19 protein-coding genes are annotated in these 22,599 nt (G+C 69.0%); 10 read left to right on the top strand and 9 right to left on the bottom strand.

The window, feature by feature from the left end:
- From AWC03_RS15370 to AWC03_RS15355, 4 genes are all read right to left on the bottom strand, one after another.
- Positions 1-1,182, bottom strand: a 1,182-nt coding sequence (locus AWC03_RS15370; protein ID WP_169716529.1) for a lytic transglycosylase domain-containing protein, incomplete at its 3' end; no start/stop codon positions are given.
- A 106-nt stretch (positions 1,183-1,288) separates the two neighbouring features.
- Positions 1,289-1,831: a DUF1003 domain-containing protein gene (locus AWC03_RS15365; protein WP_085241594.1), complete on the bottom strand. Its 543-nt coding sequence runs from the start codon at positions 1,829-1,831 to the stop codon at positions 1,289-1,291.
- Complete coding sequence (locus tag AWC03_RS15360; RefSeq protein ID WP_085241582.1) at positions 1,828-3,135, bottom strand: magnesium transporter MgtE N-terminal domain-containing protein; 1,308 nt, start codon at positions 3,133-3,135, stop codon at positions 1,828-1,830. Before AWC03_RS15360 ends, AWC03_RS15365 begins: the two co-directional genes overlap by 4 nt.
- A gap of 70 nt (positions 3,136-3,205) precedes the next feature.
- Positions 3,206-3,826 carry a DUF4190 domain-containing protein gene (locus AWC03_RS15355; RefSeq protein WP_208859354.1) on the bottom strand — a complete coding sequence of 207 codons (621 nt, stop codon included), beginning with the start codon at positions 3,824-3,826 and terminating at the stop codon, positions 3,206-3,208.
- A gap of 170 nt (positions 3,827-3,996) precedes the next feature.
- Between AWC03_RS15355 and AWC03_RS15350 the strand changes: the two genes are divergently transcribed.
- From AWC03_RS15350 to AWC03_RS15325, 6 genes are read left to right on the top strand one after another with little or no spacing between them, the layout of a single operon-like run.
- The gene (locus tag AWC03_RS15350) at positions 3,997-4,521 is read left to right on the top strand and encodes a general stress protein (protein ID WP_085241580.1); all 525 of its coding nucleotides are present in this window, start codon (positions 3,997-3,999) and stop codon (positions 4,519-4,521) included.
- A gap of 26 nt (positions 4,522-4,547) precedes the next feature.
- Complete coding sequence (locus AWC03_RS15345) at positions 4,548-5,954, top strand: extracellular solute-binding protein (protein ID WP_085241591.1); 1,407 nt, start codon at positions 4,548-4,550, stop codon at positions 5,952-5,954.
- Positions 5,954-6,883, top strand: a complete 930-nt coding sequence (locus tag AWC03_RS15340) for a carbohydrate ABC transporter permease (RefSeq protein ID WP_085241592.1) — start codon at positions 5,954-5,956, stop codon at positions 6,881-6,883. Before AWC03_RS15345 ends, AWC03_RS15340 begins: the two co-directional genes overlap by 1 nt.
- Positions 6,873-7,724, top strand: coding sequence for a carbohydrate ABC transporter permease (locus AWC03_RS15335; protein ID WP_085241593.1), 852 nt, complete (start codon positions 6,873-6,875; stop codon positions 7,722-7,724). Before AWC03_RS15340 ends, AWC03_RS15335 begins: the two co-directional genes overlap by 11 nt.
- 4 nt (positions 7,725-7,728) lie before the next feature.
- Positions 7,729-8,904 carry an ABC transporter ATP-binding protein gene (locus tag AWC03_RS15330; RefSeq protein ID WP_085241579.1) on the top strand — a complete coding sequence of 392 codons (1,176 nt, stop codon included), beginning with the start codon at positions 7,729-7,731 and terminating at the stop codon, positions 8,902-8,904.
- The gene (locus tag AWC03_RS15325) at positions 8,901-9,494 is read left to right on the top strand and encodes a suppressor of fused domain protein (protein WP_085241578.1); all 594 of its coding nucleotides are present in this window, start codon (positions 8,901-8,903) and stop codon (positions 9,492-9,494) included. Before AWC03_RS15330 ends, AWC03_RS15325 begins: the two co-directional genes overlap by 4 nt.
- A 13-nt stretch (positions 9,495-9,507) precedes the next feature.
- Here AWC03_RS15325 and corA read toward each other — a convergent pair whose 3' ends face one another.
- Positions 9,508-10,611 (bottom strand): magnesium/cobalt transporter CorA, encoded by a 1,104-nt coding sequence (gene corA / locus AWC03_RS15320; protein ID WP_085241590.1) that lies wholly within the window; start codon positions 10,609-10,611, stop codon positions 9,508-9,510.
- Between the two features lie 192 nt (positions 10,612-10,803).
- On the opposite strand from corA, the gene AWC03_RS15315 reads away from it, so the two are divergent.
- The 3 genes from AWC03_RS15315 (at position 10,804) to AWC03_RS15305 (ending at position 13,927) form a co-directional block, all read left to right on the top strand.
- Complete coding sequence (locus AWC03_RS15315; RefSeq protein WP_085241577.1) at positions 10,804-11,793, top strand: malate dehydrogenase; 990 nt, start codon at positions 10,804-10,806, stop codon at positions 11,791-11,793.
- Between the two features lie 74 nt (positions 11,794-11,867).
- Positions 11,868-13,067, top strand: coding sequence for an NAD(P)-dependent malic enzyme (locus AWC03_RS15310; protein WP_085241576.1), 1,200 nt, complete (start codon positions 11,868-11,870; stop codon positions 13,065-13,067).
- Positions 13,064-13,927, top strand: a complete 864-nt coding sequence (locus tag AWC03_RS15305) for a glycine betaine ABC transporter substrate-binding protein (RefSeq protein ID WP_085241575.1) — start codon at positions 13,064-13,066, stop codon at positions 13,925-13,927. Before AWC03_RS15310 ends, AWC03_RS15305 begins: the two co-directional genes overlap by 4 nt.
- Before the next feature lie 60 nt (positions 13,928-13,987).
- Here AWC03_RS15305 and AWC03_RS15300 read toward each other — a convergent pair whose 3' ends face one another.
- The 4 genes from AWC03_RS15300 to AWC03_RS15285 all read right to left on the bottom strand — a co-directional run bounded on the left by AWC03_RS15300 (position 13,988) and on the right by AWC03_RS15285 (position 20,423).
- A complete protein-coding gene (locus AWC03_RS15300; protein ID WP_085241574.1) occupies positions 13,988-14,839 on the bottom strand; it encodes an SDR family NAD(P)-dependent oxidoreductase in 852 nt (283 codons plus the stop codon).
- Between the two features lie 68 nt (positions 14,840-14,907).
- A complete protein-coding gene (locus tag AWC03_RS15295) occupies positions 14,908-15,735 on the bottom strand; it encodes an SDR family NAD(P)-dependent oxidoreductase (RefSeq protein WP_085241573.1) in 828 nt (275 codons plus the stop codon).
- Positions 15,736-15,818: 83 nt separating this feature from the next.
- Positions 15,819-19,454: a multifunctional oxoglutarate decarboxylase/oxoglutarate dehydrogenase thiamine pyrophosphate-binding subunit/dihydrolipoyllysine-residue succinyltransferase subunit gene (locus AWC03_RS15290; protein ID WP_085241572.1), complete on the bottom strand. Its 3,636-nt coding sequence runs from the start codon at positions 19,452-19,454 to the stop codon at positions 15,819-15,821.
- 192 nt (positions 19,455-19,646) lie between these two features.
- Positions 19,647-20,423 carry a hypothetical protein gene (locus AWC03_RS15285; protein WP_208859353.1) on the bottom strand — a complete coding sequence of 259 codons (777 nt, stop codon included), beginning with the start codon at positions 20,421-20,423 and terminating at the stop codon, positions 19,647-19,649.
- Between the two features lie 222 nt (positions 20,424-20,645).
- On the opposite strand from AWC03_RS15285, the gene AWC03_RS15280 reads away from it, so the two are divergent.
- Positions 20,646-22,589, top strand: coding sequence for an MFS transporter (locus AWC03_RS15280; RefSeq protein ID WP_085241570.1), 1,944 nt, complete (start codon positions 20,646-20,648; stop codon positions 22,587-22,589).
- The last annotated feature ends 10 nt before the right edge of the window (positions 22,590-22,599 follow it).

The raw sequence follows: 22,599 nt of genomic DNA, 5'->3' as shown, positions 1-22,599 counted from the left end.
GGTCGTCGGGGGTGGGGCCATCGGCGGAGCCGGCGGCGGTGGGGCCATTGGCGGCGCCCACGGCGGGGCGTTCGGCGGCGGGTTCTGGGGCCCCACGCAGATCACCGTGCAGCCGGGCTGGCGCGCCGGGGCCTGCTGCGGCGTGGGGGTCAGCCACGGGAACATCGGTGGTGGACCGGCGCTCTGCGGTGCGGTGAGGTCGATCAGCGGCATGCGGGCCAGCGGATCGTCCAGCGGCAGCCCGTTGACGTTCATCGGCAGGTTGGGGCCGAGTCCCTCGGCATGCTCGAGGTGTGCGTCGGCCAGCGGGGGCGGCGGGCCCGTCATCGGCGGCAGGTCGACCGGAACGACGCCGGTGGCGTACGCCGAGGCCCAGCCCAGCACGTTCTGCGCGTAAGCCATCGAGTTGTTGTAGCGCAGGATCGCCGCCATCACCTGCGAGGGGTCGCGGAGGTTGAGGCCGCCGCTGCACAGGTAGCGGGCCGCGGCCAAGGTGGCGTCGAACAGGTTCTGCGGGTCGGCGACGCCGTCGCCTTTGCCGTCGGAGGCGTATCGCGCCCAGGTGCCCGGCAGGAACTGCATCGGCCCCATCGCGCGCGCGTAGGTGGGGCGATTGCCCGCGCTGCTCTGCAGGATGATCTCGTTGCCCGGCAGCGTGCCGTCCAGCGCGGGGCCGTAGATCGGGACCACCGCCGTGCCGCGCGCGTCGACCGCGCCGCCGCCGGCATGACCCGATTCGATGCGCCCGATCCCGGCCAGCAGGTTCCAGCTCACGCCGCAGTTCGGGGCGGCCACGGCCATCTTCTGCTCGGCACTGCGATAGGCCGCCAGTGCGATGCTCGGAATGCCAAGTGCCCCAGGCGCATTCACGATCATCGCCGGCGGGGGTGCCGACAGGGCGGGTTCGGCGACGTGGAAGGCGGTCGGGGAACGGTCGATGGAAACGACGGCCGGTCCCGAGAGGTCGGGCATCGAAGGGGAGACGGCCGCCACCGGGGCGACGTTCGCGTGCACCGGGGGCAGCTTCAGGGGCAGCGACGGCGCCGCCCCGCTGACCGCTCCCGCGAAGACCAACGGGGTGATGGTGGCTACGCCGAACACGCGCGAACGGCTGACCTGAAGTGCTCGCAGCCGCTCCACCGCGGCGGCCGGGCGTGCACCCCGGCGTCCCCCAATGCGCACTCGACCGTCCTAGGTATGTGAGCTGGTCAACTGCTCCCGTAGCCGTGAACTAGATCACCATACATAACTCTTGTGACCAGAGTGGCGCAATGGTCGGAACTGGTTCTCAGCCCGATTTCTTAGCCTTTCGGTCCGCCCCGTCGTCGCCCCGCGCCGCGGTGGAGCCCTCGGAATCGGCGTCCAGTTTGGCCAGCAGCGAGCGCAGATCCTCGAGCTCGTGGCGCAGATACTCGCGGGTCACCACCTCACCGACCGCCAGCCGCACCGCGGCGAGTTCGCGGGCCAGAAACTCGGTGTCGGCCTTGGTCTGCGTCGCGCGATGCCGATCCTGTTCCAGCGCGACCCGGTCCCGGTTCTCCTGACGATTCTGGGCGAGCAGGATCAGCGGGGCCGCGTAGGCGGCCTGCGTGGAGAAAGCCAGGTTGAGCAGGATGAAGGGATAGGGGTCCCAGCGCAGGCCCACCGCGAACAGGTTCACCGCGATCCACGCCACCACGATGAGCGTCTGCACCAGCAGGTAGCGGCCGGTGCCGAAGAACCGCGCGATGGACTCGGTGATCTGGCCGACGGCCTCGGGGTCCAGCCGCGGCGAGTACCGGCGCGACGTCCGCGGAGTGTAGAGGCGACGCGGTGACGAGGACTTGCTCAACGCCAACCTCCCAGTCCCTCCAGCCGGCCGGTGGCGTCGAGGGCCTGTGCATCCGCTCGCCAGTCGTGCGGCAACAGGTGATCGAGAAGATCGTCGACGGTCACCGCGCCCAACAGGTGGTTCTGGCCGTCGAGCACCGGGCCGCACACCAGGTTGTACGCGGCCAGGTAGCGGGTCACCGCCGCCAGCGGCGTTTCCGGCGTCAGGGTGAGCAGGTCGGTGTCGACGATCCCGCCGACCAGTTCCGCCGGGGGCTCGCGAAGCAGCCGCTGCAGTTGCACACAGCCCAGGTACCGGCCGGTGGGTGTGGCCGTGGGCGGGCGCACCACGAACACCATGGACGACAGCGCGGGGGTGAGATCCGGGTCGCGGACCCGGGCCAGCGCCTCGGCGACCGACGTGTCGGGTGTCAACACCACCGGGTCCGAGGTCATCAGGCCGCCCGCGGTGTCGGGGGAATGGGCCAGCAGCCGACGCACCGGGGCCGACTCGTCGGGGTCCATCCGTGTCAGCAGCATCTCCGCGTCCGTCGGATTGAGCACGCCGAGCAGGTCGGCGGCATCGTCGGGGTCCATCTCCTCGAGCACGTCGGCCGAGCGTTCGGTGCCCAGCTCGGACAGCACGTCGGCCTGGTCGAGCTCGGGCAGTTCCTGCAAGACGTCGGCCAGCCGGTCGTCGTCGAGGGCTTTGAGCACCTCGTAGCGCCGCTTGGGGGGCAGACCGCGGATGGCGTCGGCCACATCGACCGCCTTCCAGCCCTCGAACCGGTCCAGCAACTGCGCCACCCCCTGGCCCGGCATCGCCAGCGCCGACGGGGTCAGGCCCTGCACGTTCTGCCAGTCCACAACGTGCACCGGGCCGCGCCGGCCCAGCCGCCGCTGGGAGCGCACCGCGACCCGGCTCACCATCCAGTCGCGGGTGCGGGTCTGTTCGATCCCCAGGTCGGTGACGACGACGTCGAGACCGGCCAGCTCGGGCAGCGCGGGATCGTTCACCCCGACCCGGGTGTCGAGTACCTGCCCGATCGCCAGCACCTCGCCCGGGCGCTGTTCGAAGTGGCGCAGGGACACACTGCCGGTGTTGAGGGTGACCGCCTCCGGCTCGATCGCGGCCACCCGCAGCATCGGGATGAAGATGCTGCGCCGCGTCGCCAGATCAACGACCAGTCCCAACACGCGCGGTTGCCGACGCACGATGCTGATGCTGACCACGACATCGCGGATCCGGCCGAAGGACTCACCGAGGGGACCCAGCACCAGCATCCGCGAGAGCCGGGCGATGTACACCCTGTTGACCGATGCCATGGGCAAAGCCTAGGCAGCCGGTGGTGGCGCGGCGGATGGCGCCGGTGCCGCCCCCGGCCCGCCGAGGCTGCTAGTGCGAGTGCATCGCGAACAGGACGACGATCGTCGTCACCACCAGGGTGGCGATGCCGATGACGATGCCGGCGACCGCGAGGCCGTAGCCGTCTTGCTGGGTGCGCTTGATCTGATTGATCGCGACCGCGCCGAGCACGATGGCCACGATCGAGCCGAGGCAGCAGCAGAACGCCCCGGTGAACGACGAGATGAGCGACGCGATGGCGAGCTTGTTCGTGCCGGGTTTCACCCGGCTCGGCGGCCCGTAGCCGCTTCGGTAGTCCGGTGCCGGGTAGTAGCCCCCCGAATAGGGCGGCGGCCCGTAGCCGGCGGGCGGCCCGCCGACTTGCGGCGGCCCGGGCTGGTACTGCGAAGCGCCATAACCCGGCGGCTGCTCGTACCCGGGCGGCGGCGCGTATCCGGTTGGGGGCGGCGGGTATTGGGCACCGTAGCCGGATTGGTACTCGGCGGGATAGCCGGGCGGGGGATAGGCCTGGGGCGGATATTCGGGTGGCGCGGTCGATGCCGGCGGTTCCCACGGCGCCTCCGGCTGCTCCGGAGACCCGCTGCCGGTGGGGGCCGGTTCGGCCTGGTCATCGTGGGCGGGTTCGCCGAAGCCGTCGCCGGGCGCTGTCATGGTGTTCAACCTAGCCGATGGCCAAGCCGCGGATCGGTGGTGAATCGCCGCGGGCCGCCCGGCCGCACCGGGTGCCCGCGCCCTGTTTTCGCAGGTTGGCTTGCGGCCGCTCGATAGGCTGGAAGGGCCCGAGATGTGACGACGGCCTCGGCGGAGGAGAATGAGCGCCAATGACTAGTCCATTCCAGCCCGGTCAAGTACCCGGCGCGACGCCTTCGGGCGCGGCGGGCGGCCGGCGCGCACCCGGGTTGCCGACACCGCCCAAAGGCTGGCCGGTCGGGTCCTATCCCACCTACGCCGAGGCGCAGCGCGCCGTCGACTACCTCTCCGAGCAGCAGTTCCCGGTTCAGCAGATGACCATCGTCGGCGTCGACTTGATGCAGGTCGAACGGGTCACCGGCCGGCTGACGTGGGCCAAGGTGCTCGGCGGCGGGGTGCTCAGCGGCGCCTGGCTGGGTCTGTTCATCGGGTTGGTGCTCGGCTTCTTCAGCCCGAATCCCTGGGCGGCGCTGGCCACCGGCCTGGTCGCCGGCGTCTTCTTCGGCCTGATCACCTCCGCCGTCCCCTACGCGATGGCGCGGGGCACAAGGGATTTCAGCTCGACCATGCAGCTGGTGGCCGGCCGCTACGACGTGCTCTGCGATCCGCAGAACGCGGAGAAGGCACGGGATCTGTTGGCCCGCCTGTCGATTTGAGGACACGCACAAGGGGTGTGAACCCGGTGTTCAGTCGCGTGCGCCCGCGCCGGCTGGGCGTCACCGCGTCGGCGGTGATCATCGCCGCGGCGGTATCGGCCTGCGGGGCGGTCGGCGGCGGGCTGGTGATCACGTTCTTCACCCCGGCCACCGATTCGGCCGCGTTCAACGCCGTCGCTCAAGAGTGCACCAAGCGAATGGAAGGCCGGTTCGCGATCCGGCATGTGAGCCTGCCGCGGGGCCCCGGGGAGCAGCGTGTGCAGCTGGCGCGGCGGCTGAGCGCTCACGACCGCGGCCTGGACGTGATGGCGCTGGACGTGGTGTGGACCGCGGAGTTCGCCGAGGCAGGCTGGGCGCTGCCGCTATCCGACGACCCGGAAGGGCTGGCCGACGCCGACGCCCGAGCCGACACCCTGCCCGGCCCGCTGGCGACGGCACGATGGAAGCACGAGTTGTATGCCGCACCCGTCACCACGAATACCGAATTGCTTTGGTATCGGCCGGATTTGGTGAGGCAGCCGCCGCTGGATTGGGGCGCGATGGTGGCCGAGGCCGCCCGGTTGCACGCCGCGGGTCAGCCCGCCTGGATCGCCGTGCAGGCGAACGAGGGTGAGGGCCTGGTGGTGTGGTTCAACACGCTGTTGGTGAGCGGTGGGGGGCAGGTGCTCTCCGAGGACGGTCGCCGTGTCACCCTGACCGACACCCCCGCGCACCGGGCCGCGACCGTCGACGCGCTGCGCATCCTCAAGTCCGTGGGCACCGCTCCGGGCGCCGACCCATCGATCACCCGGACCGACGAGAGCACGGCGCGCCTGGCGGTCGAACAGGGCAAGGCCGCGCTCGAAGTCAACTGGCCGTACGTGCTGGCCTCCATGCTGGAGAACGCGGTGAAGGGCGGTGTGCCCTTCCTGCCGCTGAACCGGGACCCGGCGTTGGCCGGCAGCATCAACGACGTCGGGACGTTCGCGCCTACCGACGAGCAATTCCGCCTGGCCTACGAGGCCAGCCAGAAGGTGTTCGCGTTCGCGCCGTATCCCGGTGTGGCGCCGGGCCGGCCGGCCAAGGTCACCATCGGCGGGCTGAACCTGGCCGTGGCCAGCACCACCCGCCATCGCGCGGAGGCGTTCGAAGCCGTGCGCTGCCTGCGCAGCCTGCAGAGCCAGAAGTACGTTTCGATGCAAGGTGGACTGCCCGCGGTGCGGACGTCGTTGTACTCCGACCCGCAATTCCAGACCAAGTACCCGATGTACACCGTCATTCGCCGGCAGCTCACCGAGGCCGCCGTGCGGCCCGCGACGCCGGTGTATCAGGCGTTGTCGCTGCGGCTGTCCGCGGCCCTGAGCCCCATCACCCGGATCGACCCGGAGCGGACCGCCGACGAACTCACCGCGCAGGCGCAGAAGGCCATCGACGGCAAGGGGCTGCTGCCGTGATCCGCGCCGGCGTCGCGTCGGATCCCTCCGCCGGCGCGCAGCACGCCCGCACGCGAAACCGGCTGTCGGAACGGCGCCTTGCCTTCATCCTCGTCGCGCCGGCGGCGCTGCTGATGCTGGCGGTGACTGCCTACCCGATCGGCTATGCGGTGTGGCTGAGCCTGCAGCGCAACAGCCTCGCCACTCCCCACGACACCGCGTTCGTCGGCCTGAGCAACTACCAAACGATCCTGACCGACCGGTATTGGTGGACGGCGCTGGCCGTAACCCTGGGAATCACAGTGGTTTCCGTGTCGGTCGAGTTCGTGCTGGGCCTGGCGCTGGCGCTGGTGATGCACCGCACACTGGTCGGCAGGGGGCTGGTGCGCACCGCGGTGCTCATCCCGTACGGCATCGTCACCGTGGTGGCGTCCTACAGCTGGTATTACGCGTGGACACCGGGCACCGGCTATCTGGCCAACCTCCTGCCGCAGGGCAGTGCTCCGCTGACCCAGCAACTGCCGTCGCTGGGCATCGTCGTCCTCGCCGAGGTCTGGAAGACGACGCCCTTCATGTCGCTGCTGCTGCTGGCCGGGCTGGCGCTGGTGCCCGAGGATCTGCTGAAGGCCGCCCAGGTCGACGGCGCGGGGCCGTGGCGGCGGCTGATGCGCGTGACGTTGCCGATCATCAAGCCGGCGGTCATGGTCGCGTTGTTGTTCCGGACCCTGGACGCCTTCCGCATCTTCGACAACATCTACGTGCTGACCGACGGCGCCAACAACACCGACTCGGCGTCAATCCTGGGTTACGACAACCTGTTCAAGGGCTTCAACGTCGGGTTGGGCTCGGCGATCAGCGTGCTCATCTTCGGCTGTGTGGGCATCATCGCGCTCGTCTACATCAAGGTGTTCGGCGTCGCGGCGCCCGGTGGTGACGCAGATGGCGGTTGATGGGCGACGGGCCGGGGCGGGCGCCCGGCGGGCCGCGGCGTGGGCCGTTCTCGACACCGTGGTGGTGGTGTACGCGCTTCTCCCGGTGTTGTGGATCCTCAGCCTCTCGCTCAAGCCGACGTCAACGGTCAAGGACGGCAAGCTGATTCCGTCGTCGGTGTCCTTCGAGAACTACCGCGGCATCTTTCGCGGTGACCTGTTCGGCGCGGCGCTGGTCAACTCGATCGGCATCGGGCTGATCACCACCGCGATCGCGGTGGTGCTGGGCGCGATGGCGGCCTACGCGATCGCCCGGCTGAGCTTTCCCGGCAAGCGAGTCCTGATCGGCGCCACCCTGCTGGTCACCATGTTCCCCGCGATCTCACTGGTCACCCCGCTGTTCAACATCGAACGCTTCGTCGGCCTGTTCGACACCTGGCCCGGCCTGATCCTGCCCTACATCACCTTCGCTCTGCCGCTTGCCATCTACACGCTGTCGGCGTTCTTCCGGGAGATCCCCTGGGATCTCGAGCGTGCGGCGAAGATGGACGGCGCCACGCCGGCGCAGGCCTTCCGCAAGGTGATCGTCCCACTGGCGGCGCCCGGCGTGGTGACGGCGGCGATCCTGGTGTTCATCTTCGCCTGGAACGACCTGCTGCTGGCGCTGTCGCTCACCGCCACCAAGGCGGCGATCACCGCACCGGTGGCCATCGCGAACTTCGGCGGCAGTTCCCAATTCGAGGAGCCCACCGGGTCGATCGCGGCCGGCGCCGTCGTGATCACGGTGCCGATCATCGTCTTTGTTTTAGTCTTCCAACGACGAATCATCGCCGGGTTGACCTCCGGCGCTGTGAAGGGATAGCGCGATGGCCGAGATTGTGCTGGACCATGTCAGCAAGAGCTACCCCGACGGCGCCACCGCCGTGCAAGACCTCAGCATCACCATCGCCGACGGCGAATTCCTGATCCTGGTCGGGCCTTCGGGCTGCGGTAAGACCACGACACTGAACATGATCGCCGGTCTCGAGGACATCACGTCGGGGGAGCTGCGCATCGGCGGCGAACGCGTGAACGAGAAGGCGCCCAAGGACCGCGACATCGCGATGGTGTTCCAGTCGTACGCGCTGTACCCGCACATGACCGTGCGGCAGAACATCGCGTTCCCGCTGACGCTGGCGAAGATGAAGAAGGCGGAGATCGCCCGGAAGGTCGAGGAGACCGCCAAAACCCTTGACCTGACTGAACTGCTCGACCGCAAACCCGCCCAACTGTCGGGCGGGCAACGGCAGCGGGTCGCGATGGGCCGCGCGATCGTGCGCCACCCCAAGGCCTTCCTGATGGACGAGCCGCTGTCCAACCTCGACGCCAAGCTGCGCGTGCAGATGCGCGGTGAGATCGCCCGGCTGCAGAAGCGGCTGGGCACCACCACCGTGTACGTCACCCACGACCAGACCGAGGCGATGACGCTGGGAGATCGGGTGGTGGTGATGCACGCCGGGGTCGCGCAGCAGATCGGCACCCCGGACGAGCTCTACGAGCACCCGGCGAACCTGTTCGTCGCGGGGTTCATCGGTTCGCCGGCCATGAACTTCTTCCCCGCCACGTTGACACCCATCGGTGTGACGCTGCCCTTCGGTGAAGTGATGCTGTCACCGCAAGTCCAACAGGCGATCGCGCAGCATCCGGCGCCCGAGAACGTCATCGTGGGGGTGCGCCCCGAGCACCTGCAGGACGCCGCGTTGATCGACGGGTACCAGCGCATCAGGGCGCTGACCTTCGAGGCGAAGGTCGACCTCGTCGAGTCACTGGGCGCCGACAAGTTCGTGTACTTCTCCACCGGGGGCTCGGCGGCGCGGTCCGTGCAGCTGGAGGCGCTGGCCGCCGAGGCCGACGCGCACGAGAACCAGTTCGTGGCAAGGGTTCCCGCGGAGTCCAAGGCGGCGATCGGGCAGTCCATCGAGCTGGCGTTCGATACCACCAAGCTCGCCGTTTTCGACGCCGGCTCCGGGGCGAACCTGACCGTCGCGTCAGCGGATCAGTGAGCCTGCTCCTGGACCAGGTGCGCGCGCACCTGCGCCGTCACTTCGCCGACGTCGAGCCCGATTCGGCGAGCGTGACCTTTCTGGGCACCGAACCCATCGAGGTGTTGCGTTTCCGCGGCGGCGACGGGTTCGTGCACTACGTGTCACTGGGTTGTTCGCGGTATCCGATGACCGACCCGGCGCAGGTCATCGATGACCAGACTCGGGGCCCGCGCGCCGAAGTGGTGCTGCGCCTGCGGGATCCGGGGCCCGTCACCGGCATCGCCCGCAGTCTGGCGGTGCTGGCGGCGACACCGGCCGTCGAGGGTTTGGTGTTGACCGCCGACGCGTTGGTCGACCTGGGATCGCCGCTGTGGGCGCGGCCGGCGGGGCGCGTGCCGTTCACGGCGGTGTTGTTGGGCCCCAGCGACATCGAGGATCTGCCATTGGAGCCGCCGCGTGACCCGGTGCAGTTCCTGGCGGCGACGCCCATCACCGCGACCGAGGCGGCCTGGGTGCGGTTGAAGGGCGCCGAAGCCATGCGACAGGCGTGGCAGAACGATGGAGTCGACGTGCTGAACCCCGATCGCCCTGCGGCACAACCGAACTGACGGCCGGCTCGCGTCAGAGCCAGTTGAGTCGTCGGAAGCTGAAGTACAGGCTCAGGCAGGCGGTGATCATGATGGCGACCACCACCGGGTACCCCCAGTGCCACTTCAGCTCGGGCATGAACTCGAAGTTCATGCCGTAGATGCCCGCGAACATGGTCGGCACCGCGATGATGCCGGCCCAGGCCGATATCTTGCGCATGTCGGAGTTCTGCTGCATTCCGACGCGGGCCAGCGCGGCCTGGATCAGCGAGTTGAGCATGTCGTCGTAGCTGGCGATGTGCTCGGCGACCTCGGAATGGTGGTCGCCGAGGTCGCGCAGGTAGCGACGCACCTCTTTGGAGATCAGGTCCTTGTTCTCCTGCTGGATTCGCAGAAACGCGCCGGACAGTGGGTTGACGCACCGGCGCAGTTCGACGACCTCACGCTTGAGCAGGTAGATCGGTTCGACGTCGAGCTTGTGGCCCGGGGCGAACGCCAGACCCTCGATGCTGTCGATGTCGGATTCGATCAGGTGGCTCACCTTGAGGTAGTGGGTCACCACCTCGTGGGCGATGGCGTGCATCACCGCGTACGGACCCAGGCGCAGCTGCTCGGGGTCGGCCTCCATCCGCTTGCGCAGATCGGACAGCCCGCCGTGCTCGCCGTGGCGGACGGTGATCACGAAGTCCTTGCGGACGAAAACCATCACCTCGCCGGTCTCGACGATCTGGCGGGCGGCCACCACCGACTCGTGCGGCACATACGCGACCGTCTTCAGCACCAGGAACAGCGTCTCGTCGAAGCGTTCCAGCTTGGGTCGCTGGTGGGCGCACACGGCGTCCTCGACGGCCAGCGGATGTATCCCGAAAACGCCCGCGACTTCCTGCATCTCGGTCTGGTCGGGTTCGCGCAGGCCGATCCAGACGAAAGCCTCGTGTCCGAGCATCTCGATCTGGCGCACTTTTTCCAGGGCCGTGGCGTAGCTGTATGTCCCGGGCAGGCGGTGGCCTTCGACGTAGACGGCGCAGTCGACCAAGGTCTCTTCGGGGGAGCGCGGCCGGGTATCGGGTTGCACGGGATGCGGCTCGTGCGCGAGCGGCCGAAGAGCCTCGGGCAAGGCGTCGAAACCCTGGAACACATCCACCTCCGATCGCAGCGCAGGTCTGACCGGCGGTGCTCCATGCTACGCGCCCCGGTTTCCCGAAGCGCGACGATCCGATGACAGGGCGAAGGCCGGGTGTCGGACCGGAGGTAGGCGGCCAGGACCGGTGCGCTAGTTTCGAGCCGAGACCCGATCCTGCATGACTATCTCCATAAGGAGTATTTCGACGTGAGCGCAAGCCCTCTCAAGGTTGCCGTCACCGGCGCCGCCGGCCAGATCGGCTACAGCCTGTTGTTCCGCCTGGCGAGCGGTTCGCTGCTGGGCCCCGATCGCCCGATCGAGCTGCGCCTGCTCGAGATCGAGCCGGCGCTCAAGGCGCTCGAGGGCGTCGTGATGGAGCTCGACGACTGCGCGTTCCCGATGCTGGCCGGCATCGAGACCGGTTCGGATCCGAACAAGATCTTCGACGGTGCCAACCTCGCCCTGCTGGTCGGCGCCCGGCCGCGCGGGCCGGGCATGGAGCGCAGCGACCTGCTCGAGGCCAACGGCGCGATCTTCACCGCGCAGGGCAAGGCCCTCAACTCGGTGGCGGCCGACGACATCCGCGTCCTGACCACCGGTAACCCGGCCAACACCAACGGCCTGATCGCGATGAGCAACGCGCCCGACATCCCGAAGGAGCGGTTCTCGGCGTTGACCCGCCTGGACCACAACCGGGCCATCTCGCAGCTGGCCAAGAAGACCGGCGTCGCGGTCACCGACATCAAGAAGATGACCATCTGGGGCAACCACTCGGCCACCCAGTACCCCGACCTGTTCCACGCCGAGATCAACGGCAAGAACGCGGCCGAGGTCGTCAACGACCAGGCGTGGATCGAGAACGACTTCATCCCGACCGTCGCCAAGCGCGGCGCCGCCGTCATCGACGCCCGCGGCGCCTCCTCGGCCGCCTCGGCCGCGTCGGCCACCGTCGACGCCGCCAGGGACTGGCTGCTGGGCTCGCCCGACGGCGATTGGGTCTCGATGTCGGTGATCTCCGATGGGTCCTACGGCGTGCCCGAGGGCTTGATCTCGTCGTTCCCGGTGACCACCAAGGACGGCAACTGGAAGATCGTCACCGGCCTGGAGATCAACGAGTTCTCCCGGGCCCGGATCGACAAGACCACCGCCGAACTGGCCGACGAGCGCAAGGCGGTCACCGAGCTGGGTCTCATCTGAGACCCAGCGGGCGTGACCGGCGAGACGCACATCACCATTAGGCCTACTAATCGGTAGTCAGTACCCTGAAGCGCGTGTCCGACTTGGTTGAATCGATACAGACGCGCGCCGAAGCCGGTGCGATCACCGACGCGGAAATCTTCGAGGCACACGTAGGCGGCAAGCTTTCGGTAGGCCTGACGGCCCCGCTGGACACCCAGCGCGCCCTGTCCATCGCCTACACGCCGGGTGTGGCGCAGGTCAGTCGCGCGATCGCCGCCGACCGCGGCCAGGCCGCCCGGTACACCTGGGCGAACCGCCTGGTCGCCGTGGTCAGCGACGGCAGCGCCGTGCTGGGCCTGGGTGACATCGGCCCGGCGGCCTCGCTGCCGGTGATGGAGGGCAAGTGCGCCCTGTTCCAGGCGTTCGGCGGCCTCAACGCGATCCCGATCGTGCTGGACACCAAGGATCCCGACGAGATCGTCGAGACCCTGGTGCGGCTGCGCCCGACGTTCGGCGCCGTCAACCTCGAGGACATTTCCGCGCCGCGCTGCTTCGAGATCGAACGGCGCGTCATCGAAGCGCTGGACTGCCCCGTGATGCACGACGACCAGCACGGGACGGCGATCGTCGCGCTGGCCGCGCTGATGGGTGCCACCAAGTTGCTCGGCCGCGACATGACCTCGTTGCGGGTGGTGGTCTCCGGTGCCGGCGCGGCGGGTGTCGCGTGCACGAACCTCCTGCTGGCGATGGGTGTTTCCGACATCACCGTGCTGGACTCGCGCGGGATTCTGCACACCGGGCGCGACGACATGAACAGCGTGAAGAGCCTGCTGGCCCAGCGCACCAACCCCGACGGTCTGACGGGCAGCATGGCGGAAGCGCTGCGCGGCGCCGATCTGTTCCTCGGGGTGTCGGGCGGGGTGGTGCCCGAGGAGATGATCGCCACCATGGCGCCCGACGCCATCGTGTTCGCGCTGTCCAACCCCGACCCCGAGATCCACCCGCAGGTCGCGGCCCGGTACGCCGCGGTGGTGGCCACCGGCCGCAGCGACTTCCCCAATCAGATCAACAACGTGCTGGCCTTCCCGGGTGTGTTCCGTGGGGCGCTCGATGCCGGGGCGCGCCGGATCACCGAGAAGATGATGGTTGCCGCCGCCGAGGCGATCTTCTCGGTCGTCAGCGACGACCTGGCTTTCGACCGGATCGTCCCCAGCCCGCTGGACCTGCGCGTCGCGGATGCCGTCGCCACGGCGGTCGCCCTGGCCGCAGACCCCGCAGACATCGCGGGGTGAGAACCGGCCGGCTGGCGGCGTCGCTGCTCGCCGCCATACTCGCGGCGGCCGGCTGCGGCACCGGCGACCACCGCCCGCGTCCGGAACTGGTGGTCGGTTCGGCGGCGGATCCCGAGTCGGCGTTGCTGGCCGGCGTGTACGTGGCCGCCTTGCGGTCCTACGGTTTCCCGGCGCACGCCGAGACGGCCGACGATCCGATGGCGCGCCTGGACTCGGGCGCGTTCACCGTCGTCCCGACCCTGACCGGGCGCGAGCTGCAGAGCCTGCAGCCCGGCGCGGTGGCGTTGTCCGACGCGGAGGTCTACCGCGCGATGGTGGCCGCGCTGCCCGAGGGCGTCGCCGCGGGCGACTACACGACGGCGGCAGAAGACAAACCCGTGCTGCTGGTGACCGGGTCCACCGCCGGGGCGTGGGGTGGCAGTGACGTCAGCGCGGACCTGAGCACGCTGCCCAAACACTGCGCCGGCCTGGTCGTCGGCGCCGTCACCGGGCGTCCGGGCCCCTCGACGGTGGGCACGTGCCGGCTTCCGACGCCGCGCGAATTCCCCGCTGAGACAACCATGTTCGCCGCGGTGCGGGGCGGGCAGCTGACGGCGGCCTGGACGACCACCGCCGACCCCGGCCTGCCCGCCGACCTGGTCGCGCTCGCCGACGGCAAGCCGGCACTGATCCGGGCCGAGAACGTGGTGCCGCTGTATCGGCGCAACGCGCTGAGCGATCGCCAGCTGCTGGCCATCAACGAAGTCGCCGGCGTGCTGGACACGGCCGCTCTGGCCGGCATGCGCCGCCAGGTGGGCGGTGGGGCGGACCCGCAGGCGGTGGCCGGCGGGTGGCTGGCGGAGCATCCGCTGGGGCGGTGAACGCTCAGGGCCAATGGACCCCGGCTCTTTTCGCGCGGTTCGCGCGCTCATCGACCGGCGTCAGCGTTTGGGCATGAGCTTGTGCACCAGCCGCTGCGCCCTGCTCATGATGGGCCCGCCCAGCAGCCGCTCGTGTCTCGAACCCGTCAGCCGCACCACCAGGTCCATGGCCTTGACGTCGGGGCCGACGAGCACGCGGGCCTTGTCCTTGGCAACGGCGCGCAGGATGACCTGGGCCGCCCGCTGCGGGGTGGTCTTGGCCTGTTGCTCCTCGAACAGTTCCGCCAGGCCGTCCTGGTCGAGGCCGTCGGCGAAGACGGCGTTGCGGGCGAAGCCGGTCTTGACCCCACCGGGGTGCACCGTCGTCACCCGCACCGGGTGGCCGGCCAGCACCATCTCCTGTCGCAGCGCCTCGGTGAAACCGCGAACGGCGAACTTGGCCGAAACGTATGCCGCCTGCCCGGGGGCCGAGAACAGGCCGAGCGCGCTGGAGATGTTGATGACGTGGCCGTCGCCGGAGGCGATCAGGTGGGGCAGGAACGCCTTGGTGCCATTTACGACGCCCCAATAGTCGACGTCCATCACCCGCTCGAGGTCCTTGAACCGGCTGTCCTCGATGGAGCCGACGAACGTGATGCCCGCGTTGTTGTAGATCTGGTTGACCCGGCCGAAGTGCTCGTGGACGGCGTTGGCGTAGGCCAGGAACGCCTCGCGCTCGGTCACGTCGAGCCGGTCGGCTTTGACCTCGGCGCCGATTGCCGTCAACTGTGCCTCGGTCTCGGCCAGTCCCTCGATGTCGACGTCGCTGATCGCGACCTTGGCGCCTTCGCGGCCCAGTTCCAGGGCCAATGCCTGGCCGATCCCCGAACCCGCGCCGGTGACGACGGCGACCTTGCCGGCGAACTCATGCATTGGTACTCCCTTGTGGCAGCATGACCGCGTTGAGGCTATCCGTTACGCGCGATTACCGCTACGGCGTGTCACGGCTTGGGCATCAGGCGGCCCATCACGGGCCCGAACAGCTGCTGATATCCCGGGCCCGTCAGCCGCACCAGGGCGTCCAACACCTTGGCGTCCGTACCGACCAGCACCCTGGCCTTCTTCTTGCGCACCGCCTCGAGGATGATCTGGGCGGCCCGTTGCGGGCTGGTCCTGGCCAGCCGTTTGTCGAACAGGCTGGCCAGTGCGGCCTGGTCGAGCCCCTCGGCGGCCGTGGCGTTGCGGGCGATCGCGGTCTTGATGCCGCCCGGGTGCACCGTGGTCACCGCCACCGGGTGGCCCGCCGCCACCATCTCCTGCCGCAGCGCCTCGGTGAAGCCGCGGACCGCGAACTTGGCGGAGTTGTAGGCCGCCTGACCGGGCACCGAGAAGAGCCCGAAGACGCTGGAGACGTTGATCACATGCCCGTCGCCGGAGGCGATCAGGTGGGGCAGGAACGCCTTGGTGCCGTTGACCACGCCCCAGAAGTCGACGTCCATCACCCGTTCGATGTCCTTGAACTGGCTGACTTCGACGTCGCCGGTGAACGCGATGCCCGCGTTGTTGTAGATCTGGTTCACCTTGCCGAAGTGGTCGCGGACGGCGTCGGCGTAGGCGAGAAACGCCTCGCGCTCGGTCACGTCGAGCCGGTCCGCTTTGACCTCGGCTCCGATCGCCTTCAGCTTGGCCTCGGTTTCCGCCAGGCCCTCGACGTCGACGTCGCTGATCGCCACCTTGGCGCCCGAGCGCCCCAATTCGATGGCCAGCGCCTGCCCGATACCCGAACCCGCGCCCGTCACCACGGCGACCTTGCCGGCGAACCCTTGCATGAGCACCCTTCCCTGTCGGCCCCCGTTGCGTCGAGGCTAGCCGGTACCGGCGGTCCCCCGTATCGGCGGGTGGGGCGATGCGATCAGCGGAACGCCGTGTCGAGGATCTCCTGCTGCTCGACCGCGTGCACCTTCGACGAACCCGACGACGGGGCCGACATGGCCCGCCGCGAGATGCGCTTGAGTCCGGTCAGCTTGTCGGGCAGCAGCTCCGGGAGCTCGAGGCCGAACCGCGGCCACGCGCCCTGGTTGGCCGGCTCCTCCTGCACCCAGAAGAACTCCTCGGCGCTGGGGTAGCGGTCCAGCGTCTCGTTGAGCCGGCGCTTGGGCAGCGGGGCGAGCTGCTCGATGCGCACGATCGCGACGTCGTCGCGGTTGTCCTTGGCCTTGCGCGCCACCAGCTCGTAGTAGATCTTCCCGCTGGTCAGCAGGATCCGCCTGACCTTGCTCCGGTCCCCGATGCCGTCCTCGTAGGTCGGCTCCTCGAGCACCGAGCGGAACTTGATCTCGGTGAAGTCCCTGACGTCGCTGACGGCGGCCTTGTTGCGCAGCATCGACTTCGGCGTGAACACGATCAGCGGCCGCTGCACCCCGTCGAGGGCGTGGCGGCGCAGCAGGTGGAAATAGTTGGACGGCGTCGACGGCACCGCGATCGTCATCGAACCCTCCGCCCACAGCTGCAGGAAGCGTTCGATGCGGCCGGAGGTGTGGTCGGGGCCCTGGCCTTCGTGGCCGTGCGGCAGCAGCAGCACCACGTTGGACAGCTGGCCCCATTTGGCCTCACCGGAACTGATGAACTCGTCGATGATCGACTGCGCGCCGTTGACGAAGTCGCCGAACTGCGCCTCCCACAGCACCAGGGCGTCCGGGTTACCCACGGTGTAGCCGTATTCGAAGCCGACGGCGGCGTACTCGGACAGCGGGGAGTCGTAGACCAGGAACTTGCCCCCGGTGGGCGTGCCGTCGGGGTTGGTCGCCAGCAGTTGCAACGGCGTGAACTCTTCGCCGGTGTGGCGATCGATGATCACCGAATGCCGCTGGGAGAAGGTGCCGCGCCGGGTGTCCTGGCCCGACAGCCGGACCAGCTTGCCCTCGGCCACCAGCGAACCGAGCGCCAGCAGCTCGCCGAACGCCCAGTCGATCTTGCCCTCGTAGGCCATCTCCCGCCGCTTTTCCAGCACGGGTAGCACGCGGGGGTGCGGGCTGAAACCCTCGGGCACGGCGAGGAACGCGTCCCCGATCCGGGACAGCAACGCCTTGTCCACCGCCGTGGACAGGCCCGCGGGCAGCATCTGGTCGGCTTCGACCGATGCGCTGGGCTGCACGCCGTGCTTCTCCAGGTCCCGGACCTCGTTGAACACCCGCTCCAGCTGCCCCTGGTAGTCGCGCAGCGCGTCCTCGGCCTCCTTCAGCGAGATGTCGCCGCGGCCGATCAGCGCTTCGGTGTAGCTCTTGCGGACCCCGCGCTTGATGTCGACGACGTCGTACATCGCGGGGTTGGTCATCGACGGGTCGTCGCCCTCGTTGTGGCCGCGCTTGCGGTAGCACAGCATGTCGATGACGACGTCCTTCTTGAACTTCTGCCGGAAGTCGACGGCCAGCTTCGCCACCCACACGCAGGCCTCGGGGTCGTCGCCGTTGACGTGGAAGATCGGCGCCCCGATCATCTTGGCGACGTCGGTGCAGTACTCGCTGGATCGCGAATACTCCGGTGCGGTGGTGAAGCCGATCTGGTTGTTGACGATGATGTGGATGGTGCCGCCGACCCGGTAACCGGGCAGGTCCGCCATGTTCAGCGTCTCGGCGACGATGCCCTGGCCGGCGAAGGCGGCGTCACCGTGCATCATCATCGGCACCACCGAGAAGGCCTTCTCGCCCCCGTCGTCGTGGGCGCCGTGGTTCAGCAGGTCCTGCTTGGCCCGGACCAGGCCCTCGAGCACCGGGTCCACGGCCTCGAGGTGCGAGGGGTTGGCGGTCAACGAGACCTGAATGTCGTTGTCGCCGAACATCTGCAGGTACACGCCGGTGGCGCCGAGGTGGTACTTGACGTCCCCGGAGCCGTGGGCCTGCGACGGGTTGAGATTGCCCTCGAACTCGCTGAAGATCTGCGAGTACGGCTTTCCGACGATGTTGGCCAGGACGTTGAGGCGCCCGCGGTGCGGCATCCCGATGACCACTTCGTCGAGGCCGTGCTCGGCGCACTGGTCGATCGCCGCGTCCATCATCGGGATCACGCTTTCCGCGCCTTCCAGCGAAAAGCGTTTCTGCCCAACGTATTTGGTTTGCAGGAAGGTCTCGAAGGCCTCGGCGGCGTTGAGTTTGCTCAGGATGAACTTCTGCTCGGCCACCGTGGGCTTGACGTGCTTGGTCTCGACGCGCTGCTGCAGCCACTCTTGTTGCGTGGGCTCGAGGATGTGGGTGTATTCCACCCCGATGTGGCGGCAATAGGCGTCGCGCAGCAGGCCCAGCACGTCGCGCAGCTTCTTGTACTCGCAGCCGGCGAAGCCGTTGACCTTGAACACCCGGTCGAGGTCCCACAGCGTCAGGCCGTGGTTGAGGATCTCCAGGTCGGGGTGGCTGCGGAATCGGCTGCCGTCCATCCGCAGCGGGTCGATGTCGGCCATCAGGTGGCCGCGGTTGCGGTAGGCGGCGATCAACTCCATCACCCGGGCGTTCTTGTCGACGATCGAGTCCGGGTTGTCGGTGCTCCACCGCACCGGCAGGTACGGGTTGCCCAGTTCACGGAAGATGTCGTCCCAGAACGCGTCCGACAACAGCATCTCGTGGATGGTGCGCAGGAAGTCGCCGGATTCCGCGCCCTGGATGATGCGGTGGTCATAGGTGGAGGTCAGCGTGATCAGCTTGCCGATGCCCAGTTCCGCGATGCGTTCCTCGCTGGCGCCCTGGAACTCGGCGGGGTATTCCATGGCGCCGACACCGATGATGGCGCCCTGGCCGCTCATCAGCCGCGGCACCGAGTGCACGGTGCCGATGGTGCCGGGATTGGTCAGCGAAATGGTCACGCCCGCAAAGTCTTCGGCGGTCAGCTTGCCGTCGCGGGCGCGGCGGACGATGTCCTCGTAGGCGGTGACGAACTGCGCGAACCGCATGGTTTCGCAGGCCTTGATGCCGGCCACCACCAGCGAGCGCTTGCCGTCTTTGCCCTGCAGGTCGATGGCCAGGCCCAGGTTGGTGTGCGCCGGGGTGACCGCCGTCGGCTTGCCGTCGATCTCGGCGTAGTGCCGATTCATGTTGGGGAATTGCTTGACCGCCTGCACCAGCGCGTAACCCAGCAAGTGGGTGAAGGAGATCTTGCCGCCGCGGGTGCGCTTGAGCTGGTTGTTGATGACGATCCGGTTGTCGATGAGCAGTTTGGCCGGAATCGCGCGGACGCTGGTGGCCGTCGGCACGTCCAGCGAGGCGGACATGTTCTTGACGACCGCGGCCGCGGCGCCGCGCAGCGTCTGCAACTCGTCGCCTTCGGCCGGCGAGGGAGTCGGGGCCTTGGCTTTGGCCGGCGCCGCCTTTGCCTGCGCGGCGGCCCGGCCGTCAGCGGTGGCGGTGGCGCTCGAGGGCGATTCGCCGGACGGCTCGGGGTTGTAGTCGACCAGGAACTCGTGCCAGCTCGGATCGACCGACGAGGGGTCGTCGCGGAACTTGCGGTACATCTCCTCGACCAGCCACTCGTTTTGCCCGAATGGTGAACTTATGTTGCTCACGACCGCCGTTCGCCTCAATTCCTCTGTCCTGCAAGCGCTTTAAGCAGCTGGTGCGTGGCGCCTGTGCGTTTGTCGACCCCGGATTGTGGAGCACGTCACACCGGTGTCGATGCTCAACCTATCCGCCCTATAAAGGCTAACCTTTTGCCAGCAATTCGCCAGGCAGACGGGGGTAGCCGGGGTGGCGGTTCGCTAGCCGGCTTCGTGGAACGGCGGCACCAGGTGCAGGGCGCGCGGCCAGCGCGCCGGAGGGGTGCCGAACGCCCGGTTGGCGTTGCCGACGATCTTCTTGCCGGCGAAATAGTTGCCGACCGCCCCGACGACGATCCCGATGCCCACGGGCAGCAGCTTGCCGAACATCAGGGCGCCGCGACGCAGGGTGTACCGCTTGACCCACGACTTGAGCAGCCGCGAGTTCAGCCGCGACATCGAGGACAGCGGCACGGCGGCCACGCTCTCGGAGATCCAGCCGCCGTTGGTGCGCGTGGGGCCGAACAGCTGGGCGACCGCGTCCTTGCTGTTGTCGCCGACCAGCACGGACAGCACCAGGGCCCGGCGCCGTTCCCGGTGCTCGGCGGGGACGTCGTACACCACCGCGACCGCCAGGACGAAGAACGCGGTGGCTTCCAGGAACGTCACCGTCTCGGCGGCGGCGGCGGACAGCGCGCTCAGGGTGCCGATGCCGGGGATGGTCGCCGCCGCGCCCACCGCCATGCCGCTGGCCGTGACCATGCCCACATACCGCTTCTGCAGCCTGGCGAGGACGTCGGCGGGAGTGCTGCTCGGGTGGGCGTTGCGCAGCCGGGACACGTAGGCCTCGGCCGCCGGGCCCTGGATCCGCGAGCTTCGCTCGATGACCTGGGCCAATGCTCGCGCGGACACCTTGGGCCGGCCGTCGGTGGGCGGCTCCTGATCCGCATGCGACATGCTGAAAAACCGGTTCGAAGACCGCTTCCGTCGGGCCCGCATCTTGCCTCTCCTGCGACTGGCGTGCTACCAGGCTAACGTGCCCGCTGCCGAACACCGACCGGACACGAAGCCTTCCGCCTGGTGTACCCGGGATCGGATCCGTGCCCGCCCCCGGTTTCCGCGGCGGCAATAATGCAGGCTGGATGTCGTGACGGTCCGGGCCGGTCGATCAGACCGGGGCGGTGCGGTCGCGCATCGTCGGAGCGGAAACGAGGTGGGCAGATGACCGCGGTGACGCCTCCGTCGGCCGGCGGGATGCGGGGCCCGGCGCAGGTCACCAACCGGTGGAACTTCCTCACCCAGAATTCGCCGCATTCCCAGAAGCCCTGGAACGCCCTCTGGGCGATGATGATCGGCTTCTTCATGATCATGGTCGACTCGACCATCGTCGCCATCGCGAACCCGACGATCATGACCAGGCTGCACATCGGCTACGACACAGTGGTGTGGGTGACCAGCGCCTACCTGCTGGGCTATGCGGTCGTGCTGCTGGTGGCCGGTCGGCTCGGTGACCGGTTCGGCCCCAAGAATCTGTACCTGATCGGCCTGGTGGTGTTCACCGTCGCCTCGGTCTGGTGCGGGCTGTCGGGCAGCGCCGCCATGCTGATCGCCGCCCGGGTCGTCCAGGGTGTCGGCGCCGGGGTCCTCACCCCGCAGACCTTGTCGACCATCACCCGGATCTTCCCGCCGGAGCGGCGCGGTGTCGCGGTGAGCCTGTGGGGCGCCACCGCGGGCGCGGCCAGCCTGGTGGGCCCGCTGGCCGGCGGCGTGCTGGTCGACGGCCTGGGGTGGGAGTGGATCTTCTTCGTCAACGTCCCGATCGGCGTGTTCGGGCTGGCGCTGGCGTACTGGCTCGTCCCGGTGTTACCCACGCAGTCACACCGGTTCGACGTGGCCGGCGTCGTGCTGTCCGGGGCGGGCATGTTCCTGATCGTGTTCGGGCTGCAGCAGGGCCAGGCCGCGCACTGGGAACCCTGGATCTGGGCGATGATCGTCGCCGGCATCGGGTGCATGACGGTATTCGTGTTCTGGCAGTCGATGAACACCGACGAGCCGCTGGTTCCCCTGGCGATATTCCGTGACCGCGATTTCGGCCTGTGCAACGCCGGGGTGGCCATCATCTCGTTCGCCGCGACGGGGATGATGCTGCCGCTGACGTTCTATGCGCAGGCCGTGTGCGGGCTGTCGCCGACGCGTTCGGCCCTACTGATCGCGCCGATGGCGATCGCCAACGGCGTGTTCGCGCCGTTCGTCGGCAGGATGGTCGACAGATACCATCCCCGGCCGGTCCTGGGTTTCGGCTTCTCGGTGCTGGCGATCGCGCTCACCTGGCTCACCTTCGAGATGTCCCCGGCGACGCCCATCTGGCGGCTGGTGCTGCCGTTCTTCGCGACGGGCGTCGGGATGGCGTTCGTGTGGTCGCCGCTGACCGCCACCGCGACGCGCAACCTGCCGCCACGCCTGGCGGGTGCGGGCTCGGCCGTGTACAACTCCGTCCGACAGCTCGGCGCCGTGCTCGGAAGCGCGGGCATGGCCGCGTTCATGACGGCACGGATCGGCGCCGAGATGCCGCCGCAGCCGTCGGAAGGCGTCGGCGGCGAGGCGCCCGCGGGCCTGCAATTGCCCGGATTCCTGCGCGACCCGTTCGCGGCCGCCATGTCGCAGTCGGTGCTGCTGCCCGCGTTCATCGCGCTGTTCGGGATCGTGGCCGCCCTGTTCTTGGTCGGGTTCGCGCCGTCGGCCAGGGCCGACGGGCCGGCCGAGGCGATCGACGCGATCGACGCGATCGACGACGACGACGAGTATGACGACGACGCGTACGTCGAATGCATCCTCGTGCGCGAACCGGAACCCGAGCCGGTGTCCGCGCCGCGCGCGGCCTACGCGCGCGACAGCCGCGAGCCGCCGGGTCGGGTCGCCCAGCCGGCGCCCGTCGACGTGGGGACCGGACCGATCGGATACGCGCACAACGGGTCTCATGTCGACACCGGCCGGCGCTTGCGCCCGGTCACCGACCACTCGGAGCGCGCCTACCGGTCCGCGCCGCGGGATCGGCTCGCGCCGCCGGCGGAACGGCAGCAGAACGGCGCGGCGGCAGGCCGGCGTCACCGCCGCGATCCCGATGACGACCCGATCGGCGGCGGCCGCCACTCGTCCGGCAGCTAGGGCGGGCCGG

The sequence above is a fragment of the Mycobacterium europaeum genome, from assembly GCF_002102155.1.
GTDB lineage: Bacteria > Actinomycetota > Actinomycetes > Mycobacteriales > Mycobacteriaceae > Mycobacterium > Mycobacterium europaeum.
This window is presented reverse-complemented; position numbering and strand designations above follow the sequence as displayed.